General features: G+C 62.8%; 8 protein-coding genes. 3 read left to right on the forward strand and 5 right to left on the reverse strand.

Features of this window, described 5'->3' with window-relative positions:
* The first annotated feature begins 59 nt into the window (after window positions 1-59).
* Window positions 60-1,043, forward strand: coding sequence for a GlxA family transcriptional regulator (locus tag QR290_RS10740; protein WP_289204862.1), 984 nt, complete (start codon window positions 60-62; stop codon window positions 1,041-1,043).
* On the opposite strand, the gene QR290_RS10745 is transcribed toward QR290_RS10740, so the two are convergent.
* The 4 genes from QR290_RS10745 to QR290_RS10760 form a co-directional block, all read right to left on the reverse strand.
* Complete coding sequence (locus tag QR290_RS10745; protein WP_289204863.1) at window positions 1,012-1,911, reverse strand: alpha/beta fold hydrolase; 900 nt, start codon at window positions 1,909-1,911, stop codon at window positions 1,012-1,014. The genes QR290_RS10740 and QR290_RS10745 overlap by 32 nt on opposite strands.
* A gap of 10 nt (window positions 1,912-1,921) precedes the next feature.
* Entirely contained in the window at window positions 1,922-2,311 is a 390-nt protein-coding gene (locus tag QR290_RS10750; RefSeq protein ID WP_115077170.1) for a hypothetical protein, read from the reverse strand.
* A 307-nt stretch (window positions 2,312-2,618) separates the two neighbouring features.
* Window positions 2,619-4,445, reverse strand: coding sequence for a glycoside hydrolase family 15 protein (locus QR290_RS10755; protein WP_289204864.1), 1,827 nt, complete (start codon window positions 4,443-4,445; stop codon window positions 2,619-2,621).
* Window positions 4,438-5,238: a glucose 1-dehydrogenase gene (locus tag QR290_RS10760; RefSeq protein WP_289204865.1), complete on the reverse strand. Its 801-nt coding sequence runs from the start codon at window positions 5,236-5,238 to the stop codon at window positions 4,438-4,440. The genes QR290_RS10755 and QR290_RS10760 overlap by 8 nt, the downstream gene beginning before the upstream one ends.
* 208 nt (window positions 5,239-5,446) lie before the next feature.
* On the opposite strand from QR290_RS10760, the gene QR290_RS10765 reads away from it, so the two are divergent.
* Complete coding sequence (locus QR290_RS10765) at window positions 5,447-6,619, forward strand: MFS transporter (RefSeq protein WP_289204866.1); 1,173 nt, start codon at window positions 5,447-5,449, stop codon at window positions 6,617-6,619.
* A gap of 6 nt (window positions 6,620-6,625) precedes the next feature.
* On the opposite strand, the gene QR290_RS10770 is transcribed toward QR290_RS10765, so the two are convergent.
* On the reverse strand, window positions 6,626-7,759 hold the full coding sequence (locus tag QR290_RS10770; protein ID WP_289204867.1) for a cupin-like domain-containing protein: 1,134 nt from the start codon (window positions 7,757-7,759) through the stop codon (window positions 6,626-6,628).
* Between the two features lie 130 nt (window positions 7,760-7,889).
* On the opposite strand from QR290_RS10770, the gene QR290_RS10775 reads away from it, so the two are divergent.
* Entirely contained in the window at window positions 7,890-8,627 is a 738-nt protein-coding gene (locus tag QR290_RS10775) for a thioesterase II family protein (protein WP_115077175.1), read from the forward strand.
* The last annotated feature ends 170 nt before the right edge of the window (window positions 8,628-8,797 follow it).

Raw genomic sequence — 8,797 nt, forward strand, 5'->3', positions numbered from 1 at the left:
CTTCACTGTAGGCGCGTAGGTTTTGGCGCATACGCCAATCAGCCCACGAATTACGCCAAATGCCGAAAACCATCCACGTCCTCGCGTTCGCCAATGTGCAACTGCTCGATGTCACCGGACCGTTGCAGGTCTTCGCCTCGGCCAACGACATCGCCCGCCAGCAGGGTTTGCCTGCGCCTTATGCGCCAACGGTCATTGCCAGCGGCGGTGGGGCGGTGAACTCTTCTGCCGGGTTGGCGATGCTGGCCGAACCGCTGCCAAAACAGCCCAGCGATACCCTGATCATCGCCGGCGGCTGGGGCGTTTACGCCGCTGCCGAAGACGCCGAGCTGGTGAACTGGGTGCGTGAACACGCCAACGGATGCCGGCGGGTGGCATCGGTCTGCACCGGCGCATTTCTGCTGGCGGCCAGCGGCTGGCTCGACGGTCGACGAGTCGTCACCCACTGGACCCGTTGCGAGCAACTGGCACAGCAACACCCGCGTTTGCAGGTCGAGCCCAATCCGATCTTCATCAACGACGGCCCGGTCTGGACCTCGGCGGGCGTCACCGCCGGCATCGACCTGGCACTGGCCATGGTCGAAGACGACCTCGGTCGCGACATGGCCCTGGACGTCGCCCGGCAACTGGTGGTGTTCCTCAAACGCCCGGGCGGGCAGTCGCAATTCAGCGTGACGCTGTCACTGCAAAAACAGGGCAACCGCTTCGACGATTTACACGCGTGGATCGCCGAACACCTGACCTGCGACCTGGGCATCCCGACCCTCGCCGAACAGGCCGGCATGAGCGAACGCAGCTTCGTGCGCCACTACCGCGCCGACACCGGCCAGACCCCGGCCCGGGCCATCGAACTGATCCGCGTCGAAACCGCGCGCCGGTTGCTGAGCGATACCGGATTGCCGATCAAACGGGTCGCGGCCAATTGTGGATTTGGCAGTGAAGAGACCTTGAGACGTAGTTTCCTGCGGGCCATGGGGGTGACGCCGCAGGCTTATCGGGAGCGGTTTTCGGTCAGCGCTGGAGCAGATCCAGTAATGCCTTGAGCGTTTCGCCCGGCGCTTCTTCCGGAATGTTGTGCCCGACACCGGCCAGTACCCGCCGCTCGTAAGACCCGGTGAAGTGGTGCGCATCTTCATCGTCTTCCGGCGCCGGGCCCACGCCATCATCCGCACCGCACAGCGAAATCGTCGGCACGCCGATCGCCGGTTGTTTCTCCAGCACCTGCTCCATCCACTCCAGCGCCGGATCGCCCGGCGCATACATGAAGCGATGGCGATAAGAGTGAATCACCACCTCGACGAAATCCGGGTTGTCGAACGCCGGCGCGCTCAGCGGATAACGCTCGGCGTTCCGCGCCCAGGTCGGCGACCACAACTGCCACAGCAACTCGCACAGCGCCCGGCGATTCTGCGTCAGCCCTTCAACGCCACGGGGCGTGTGGAAGTAATACTGATACCAGAAGCGATGCTCGGTCTCGGGATCCAGCGGCTGGATCGAATGCGGAATGTCTTGCAGGTTGTAGCCATCGCCCGTCACCAACCCGCGCACGCGCTCGGGATACAACGCCGCCAAAATGCACGCCGCCCGACCGCCCCAGTCATAACCGCACAACGTCGCTTGCTCGATACCCAGCGCATCCATCAGATCCAGCAGATCCTGCGCCAGCGCCGCTTGCTGGCCGGAGCGCAGCGTGTGCGGGCTATTGAAATGGGTCGGCCCGTAACCGCGCAGGTACGGCACGATCACCCGGTACCCCTCAGCGGCGAGGGGCGGGGCGATTTCGTCGTAGGCGCGGGGGGAGTAGGGGAAACCGTGAAGCAGGATGATCGGCGTGCCGTTTTGCGGGCCGTGATGCTCGTAGGCGATGGTCAGACTTTCAGTCTTGCAAAACTGCATCACGGCTTGGGTCATACGGGGTTCCTCAAGTTTCAGCTTCCGCCACCTGATTGAAATACTTGCTGCGATCCGGCGTAAACGTCACCACCATCTTCGTCCGCGAACAGGTCATGACTCGTTCGGCACCCAGATCAATATCCAGATCTTCCCCACGCAAACCCTGCCACTGGGCCAGGTATTTCAGTGATCCGTATTTTTCATTCTTTTTCAGACTGCGGCTGACCCCGCCTTTCCAGCCCAGCACCGGCAGTTCATCGGCGCTGCAGCGTTGGGCGAGGTCGGGGAAGCGGGTGGCGCGCTGGCGGCCGATTTCCCAGCATTTGATCAGGCCCTTGTCGGCGGCTTCCCACAGTTCGTTGCGGGTCAGGCCGGACCTCAATGGGGAATCGATGGGGCGGTGGATGCGTTGGTTCATTCTGGTTCCTTGAATCGGGTTTTATTGGACAGCTCCGCTGTGCCCGTTGCAGTGGATGGTAGGGGGGGATGTAACAGCTGGCAACAAGGTATTTCGGGGTGTAAGTGCGAGTTGCGGGCCAAGCGTTACACGGGGCTGGCAGGTTTTTGTAGGCCGTGCCATCAACCAGTTGTATCGAAAAGAATCGATTGTGTAGGCCAGCTCTTCAACCACAAGGCTCGGTGGTGTTTGCCGTTCGTAGGTGGCCATCCTACAAACGGCGATTGGAGTTGAGATCTTTCTTACATTCTCTGGCGAAGAAGGATGACTACGGCTGCCAGTAATTCTTCTCCCCACTCAACTTGCGATCCAGAAAACTCGCTGCGCTGATCAGCGCCAGATGCGTCAACGCCTGTGGCGTGTTGCCCAGATGCCGGCCACGGTTGTCGAATTCCTCTGCGTACAACCCCAGCGGATTGGCATAACGCAGCAGTTGCTCGAACTCCAGATGAGCCTTTTCCAGTTGCCCGGCACGGGCCAGGCATTCGACGTACCAGAACGAGCACGCGGCGAAGGCGCCTTCGGTGCCAGCCAGTCCGTCGATGCCGCTGTCATCGTTGCGATAGCGATAAACCATGCCGTCACGCACCAAATGTTTTTCGATGGCTTCCAGCGTCGCCAGCCATTTCGGATCCTTGGCGCTGACGAAACGCACCAGCGGCATCAGCAGCATCGAACCATCCAGCGCCGTGCCGCCCTGGTATTGCACGAAATGCCCGCGCTCCGGGTTCCAGAAGTTGTCCCAGATGTCGGCGTGAATAGCCTGCCGGGTCTGGTCCCAGCGGGCGAAGGGCGCCGGCAGCGAACGTTTCGAAGCGAGTCGGATCGCCCGGTCCAGCGCCACCCAGCACATCAGTCGCGAGTGCAGAAAGTGATGTTGCTCACCGCGCATTTCCCAGATGCCTACATCCTTGGTCTGCCAGGTCTCACAGACCTGATCGACCACTTCCATCACATGTTTCCAGCCTTCGTGGGAAATCGCGTCGCCGTACTTGTTGACCAGATAAACGGCGTCCATCAGTTCGCCGAAGATATCCAGTTGAATCTGGTCGTAGGCGCCATTGCCGATGCGCACCGGTTTTGCACCGCCATGCCCGGACAAGTGCGTGAGTTCGGTTTCCGGCAGTTCCTGACGGCCGTCGATGGCGTAGAGGATGTTGAGTTTCATCGGCTGGCCGCTGCAATCGCTGACCCGCCCGCGCAGCCAGCGCATGTAGCCGTTGGCTTCGTCGACAAAGCCCAGGCGCATGAAGGCGTAGACGGTGAACGAGGCGTCGCGGATCCAGGTGTAGCGATAGTCCCAGTTGCGTTCGCCGCCGGGCGTTTCCGGCAGGCCGAAGGTGGCGGCGGCGAGGATTGCGCCGTGCTGGCGTGAGGTCAGCAGCTTCAGGGCGAGGGCCGAGCGGTTGACCATTTCCCGCCAGCGACCGCGATAGTTGGACTGGCCGATCCAGTCGCGCCAGAACTTCAGAGTGCGTTCGATGCACAGCTGCGCGGCGCCTTCGGCAAAGCGTGGATCGTCGCTGTCGCCGAGCATGAACGCGGCGGTTTGATCCTGTTTGAGGGTGAATTGCCCGACGGCTGCTTCCTGATCGACGCTCAAGGTTTGGTCCGACGCCAGTCGCAATGTCGGCTGCCCGCTGGCGCTGAACAGCACATCCTTTTTATCGGTGGCGGCGCGGGTTTGAGCGCGGGCGTAGTCATGCCGCACCGCGCAGCGCAGATGAAATGTCGCCTGCCCGCTGACCACCCGCACCCGGCGCATTAACAGCGGCAGGGCATCGTCATTGTCGCCAATGGGCAGCAGATCGGTGATTTCCACCACGGCATGGTCGCTGAGCCAGCGGGTTTGCAGGACGTTGGTGTCCGGCAGATAAATCTGTTCGCGCCGGGCATCGGGCAGGTCCGGCGCGAGCTGGAAAATCCCGGCATCGGGTGTGTCCAGCAGCGAGCAGAAGATCGACGGACTGTCGAACTCCGGCCAGCAGAAGAAATCCACGCTGCCCTTGTCGTTGACCAACGCGGCACTGCGCATGTCGCCAATGATGCCGTGGGCGTCGATGGGGCTTTGTCGTTCGGAATGATGCTCAGCCATTGCCACGGAACTCCGGATAGAGGCTCATGCCGCCGTCGATGAACAGGGTGGTGCCGACGATGTAGTCGGAGGCATCGGAGGCGAGAAACACCACCGCGTTGGCCACGTCCTCGACATCGCCGATGCGCCCGTAAGGGATGAGTTTGAGCAGGGCCTGGCCGGCGTCGCCTTCGGTGGCGTCCGTATTGATGGCCGTGCGGATCGCCCCCGGTGCGATGCCGTTGATGCGGATGCGCTGGTGGCTGACTTCCTGGGCCAAAGTCTGCATCAACTGATCGACGCCACCCTTGGACGCCGCGTAGTTCACATGCCCGGCCCACGGAATGCGCTGATGCACCGAGCTCATGTGGATGATCTTGCCGGCGGCCCGCGACACGCCTTCGCGCACGCCCTGGCGATTGAAGATCCGCAGCGCGGCGCGGGCGCAGAGGAACTGGCCGGTGAGGTTGACGCCGATCACCGCGTTCCAGTCGGCCAGCGACATATCCACAGCCGCCGCGTCTTTTTGCAGGCCGGAATTGGCCACCAGAATGTCCAGCGTTCCGAAGGTGTCGAGGGTCTGCTGGAACAGCCGCTCAACGTCTTCTTCCTTCGAAACATCCGCGCCAATGGCGATGGCCTGACCGCCGTCTGCGACGATCTGCCGGGCCAGCGCTTCGGCCGGTTCGGCCTGGCGGTTGTAGTTGATGACGACGGCAGCACCGGCAGCGGCCAGGGCTTTGGCGGCGCCGTGGCCGATGCCGGAACTGGCGCCGGTGACGAGTGCCACTTGGCGGGCGAGAGAAATCTGCATGCAGGGTCGCGCCTTGGCTTGAGGACTTATTTAGCTGACTGATGGGCGGCGGCGAGAGTTCATCCGCGTACATGAAATCATCGACAGCTTCATGCGGCATTGATTGGCCCTGCGCGCATTGGGGACTTCACATTCCACCAACAATTGCGCGCTTCCCCGGCCGTCAGGCTTTGTGGCAACTTGGCCGCCCCTGATGAGGCTGCATCCGATGGCAAACCCTTACCGCGAACTGTTCAACGCCCCCGGCGCCCGGGCTTTTGTGATTGCCGCGATGATCGCGCGCATGCCGATTTCCATGACCGGGATCGGCGTGATCACCATGCTTTCGCAATTGACCGGCGGCTATGCGCTGGCGGGTGGGGTGGCGGCGACGTTTGCGTTGGCCACGGCATTTTGTGCGCCGCAGGTGTCACGGCTGGTGGACCGTTTCGGTCAGGGGCGGGTGCTGCCGGTGGCGGCACTGATCGGCGGGGGCGCGCTGTTGATGTTGCTGTTGTGCACCCGCTTGCAGGCGCCGACCTGGACCCTGTTTGTCTGCGCCGCACTGGCCGGTTGCATGCCGAGCATGTCGGCGATGGCGCGGGCGCGCTGGACCGAAATCTATCGCGGCCAGCCGCAATTGCAGACCGCGTATGCGCTGGAGTCGGTGCTCGACGAAGTCTGCTTCATCGTCGGCCCGCCGTTGTCGGTGGGACTGTGCGTCGGCGTGTTTCCCGAGGCCGGGCCACTGGCGGCGCTGATAATGCTGGCGATTGGCGTGACAGCGTTCGTCGCCCAGCGCAGCACCGAGCCGCCGGTGCATCCGCACGAATCGCAGCATCAAGGTTCGATCATTCGTTCGACCGACGTGCAATGGCTGCTGGCGTTGATGCATGCCATGGGCGTGATTGTCGGCGTGGTGGATGTGGTCAGCGTCGCGTTCGCCCAGCAGCAGGGCCAGCCGGCGGCGGCGAGCATCGTGTTGTCGGTGTATGCCATCGGTTCCTGTCTGGCCGGCATTGCCTTCGGCGCGATGCGCTCGAAGCTGCCGTTGCCGCGCCTGTTTCTCTACGGCGGTCTGGCGACCGCAGTGACCACTTTGCCGTTGTTGCTGGCGACTAACATCTTCGGCTTGGCCGTCGCGGTGTTCATCGCCGGGCTGTTCTTCTCGCCGACCCTGATCGTGGCGATGGCGTTGATCGAACGCATCGTGCCGCCGGCCAAACTCACCGAAGGCCTGACCTGGCTGGTGACGGGTTTGAGCATCGGCGTGGCCATCGGCGCCGCCGGTTCCGGCGCACTGGTGGATGCGTTCGGCGCCCGCAGCGGCTTCTGGCTGGCGATTGCCGCCGGGGCGGTGGTGCTGGGCTCGGCGGTGCAGAGCTTTCGTCACCTCAAATAAGGCCGGTTACCAGCCCCGGCCCGAATTCACCCAGAAGTTGACCGACAGCGAAGTCGACACCGACTCCACCTGATGGAACCAGCCTTCGGGCAGGAACAGCAGGTCGCCGGCCTCCAGGGTCACGCGCAGGAATGTCACGTCCCGCGCGGCGGGGAAACGCTCATAGTCCGGCGCATCCGGGTTGAAGTCGCAGCCATCCAGCCCGCCTTTCGGTGCCGTGGACCAGGTGCCCAGTGCTTCGCGGTGATGGGGCGCGGCGAGGGTGAATTTCTTCTGGCCCCAGACCTGAGCGAACAGGTTGTCGGTGTCATCGCGATGCAGCGGCGTCAGGGTGCCCTTGGGGCCGATCCAGATCCGTGGCGGGATGAACAGCGAGGCATCGAAGTAGGGCGGGTACTTGATCTGCTCCATTAACGCGGCGGGCAGGATGTTGTTGCCCATGTAGGCCGGCGGCTCGCCGTCCGCGCCCTTGACCGCCGGGCTGTCCAGCGAGGCGATGAAATCGGCCATCGAGGTGGAGCGGAAATCCCGTTCGGTCGAGAACGTCTTCTTCACGTAATCGCCGTGGCGGGTGATGCCTTGCAGTTCGGCGAAATGCACCAGCGATTCTTCGCGGCTGAGATTGAACAGCGGCCAGTCCTGCAGGGCATTGCTGATCACCACCGGAATGCCGTTGGGCAGGTAACGGGCCTCGAACTCGCTGACCGACAACTCGCCCCGTGCAACGCGCTCGACGCTGATCTGGGTCGGCAGGCGTTCGGTGAGTTTTTCACTGAAGCGCGGCGGAGTGGGGTAGCGCTTGTTCATGTCGACCTTTTGCGCGACGGCACCGCCGTGCATCGCATGCTCGATGATCTGCGGCAGCATCGTCGCCAGGCCCATGTTGCCGCCGATCTTCAGGCGGCCACTGGCAAACAGCTCTTCGACGTTGGCCGTGCCGCTCATGATGCCGAGGAAATCTGCGTGGGCAACTTCAATGGTCACGTCGGGAGTCGGGTGGCGACCAGCCTCGGTGCGGCTGGTGGCCTTGATCTCGCACCAATACGCCTGCTGCGGACCAAACACGAATTGGAAGATGCCTTCGATGCCGACGGCGCCCGCGTTGGCGAACAACTTGCCCAGAATGGTCTGCAGATCCACGGTGATCCCTCGTTGTTGGAATTGGTCTGAACAGTTAACGAGCGCCTGGCGGGCAAATTTACCGGCCCGCGACTAATTTGCCCGCCGCCTGATCCGTACCCTCTTGAAGAGACATTTTTTCGAGGGAAGCGTGGTGACCAAACTGACCCTGCTGTGCCTGCCGTACTCCGGCGCCAGTGCCATGGTCTACAGCCGCTGGCGGCCGAAGCTGCCGCAATGGCTGCAACTGCAACCGGTGGAATTGCCGGGACGCGGTGCGCGCTTCGGCGAGCCGCTGCACACCGACATGCGCGGGCTGGCGATGCAGTTGGCCAAGGAGCTGCGCCCGACGCTCAAGGCGCCCTATGCCTTGTTTGGCCATAGCCTGGGCGCGTTGCTGGCCTGTGAAATTGCTCACGCGCTGCGCGCACTGGGCTGTCCGGAGCCGGTGGCGCTGTTCGCCTCGGGCACGGCCGCGCCGACGATGCGTGCCGATTACGACCGGGGTTTCGCCGACCCGAAGACCGACGCCGAGCTGATCGACCAGTTGCGCACGCTCAATGGCACCAGCGAAGAAGTGCTGGCCAATGAAGAGTTGATGAGCCTGACCCTGCCGATCCTGCGTGCGGATTTCCAGCTGTGCGGCAAGTACGAACCCGTGCAGCGGCCATTGCTTGCCTGTCCGGTTCACGTACTCGGCGGCAAGGCCGACCGCGCCACCACCGAGCAACTGATCGGCTGGAGCAGGGAGACCCGTGGCAGCTTCTCGGTGGACATGCTGGCCGGCGGGCACTTCTTCATTCATGAGCACGAAGCCAAGGTACTGAAGGTGATCAAGGATCAACTGGATGTGCATCATCGGCGCCATGCGCTGGCCGTCTCTGCCTGAAGGCTTTCCTGTGGGAGCTCGCTCCCACCGGGCTATCTGGAAAACCAGAAAATCCTCGCTTTACCTCCTCTCTGATAGTTCTTCTCAATCGCTAATTTTTCCGGTCTGCATTCGTTTTATAGGGACGACGTGCCTTTGTGCTGCCTGCCTACTGATCCGGATGCCAAGAA

It is taken from the genome of Pseudomonas fluorescens, assembly GCF_030344995.1.
In the GTDB taxonomy this organism is placed as follows: domain Bacteria; phylum Pseudomonadota; class Gammaproteobacteria; order Pseudomonadales; family Pseudomonadaceae; genus Aquipseudomonas; species Aquipseudomonas fluorescens_BF.

Excerpts from the sequence above, each read along its gene's own strand:
- QR290_RS10760 (WP_289204865.1), bottom strand. The coding sequence starts at position 5,238 with ATGCAGATTTCTCTCGCCCGCCAAGTGGCACTCGTCACCGGCGCCAGT.
- QR290_RS10740 (WP_289204862.1), top strand. The coding sequence starts at position 60 with ATGCCGAAAACCATCCACGTCCTCGCGTTCGCCAATGTGCAACTGCTC.
- QR290_RS10755 (WP_289204864.1), bottom strand. The coding sequence starts at position 4,445 with ATGGCTGAGCATCATTCCGAACGACAAAGCCCCATCGACGCCCACGGC.
- QR290_RS10765 (WP_289204866.1), top strand. The coding sequence starts at position 5,447 with ATGGCAAACCCTTACCGCGAACTGTTCAACGCCCCCGGCGCCCGGGCT.
- QR290_RS10745 (WP_289204863.1), bottom strand. The coding sequence starts at position 1,911 with ATGACCCAAGCCGTGATGCAGTTTTGCAAGACTGAAAGTCTGACCATC.
- QR290_RS10750 (WP_115077170.1), bottom strand. The coding sequence starts at position 2,311 with ATGAACCAACGCATCCACCGCCCCATCGATTCCCCATTGAGGTCCGGC.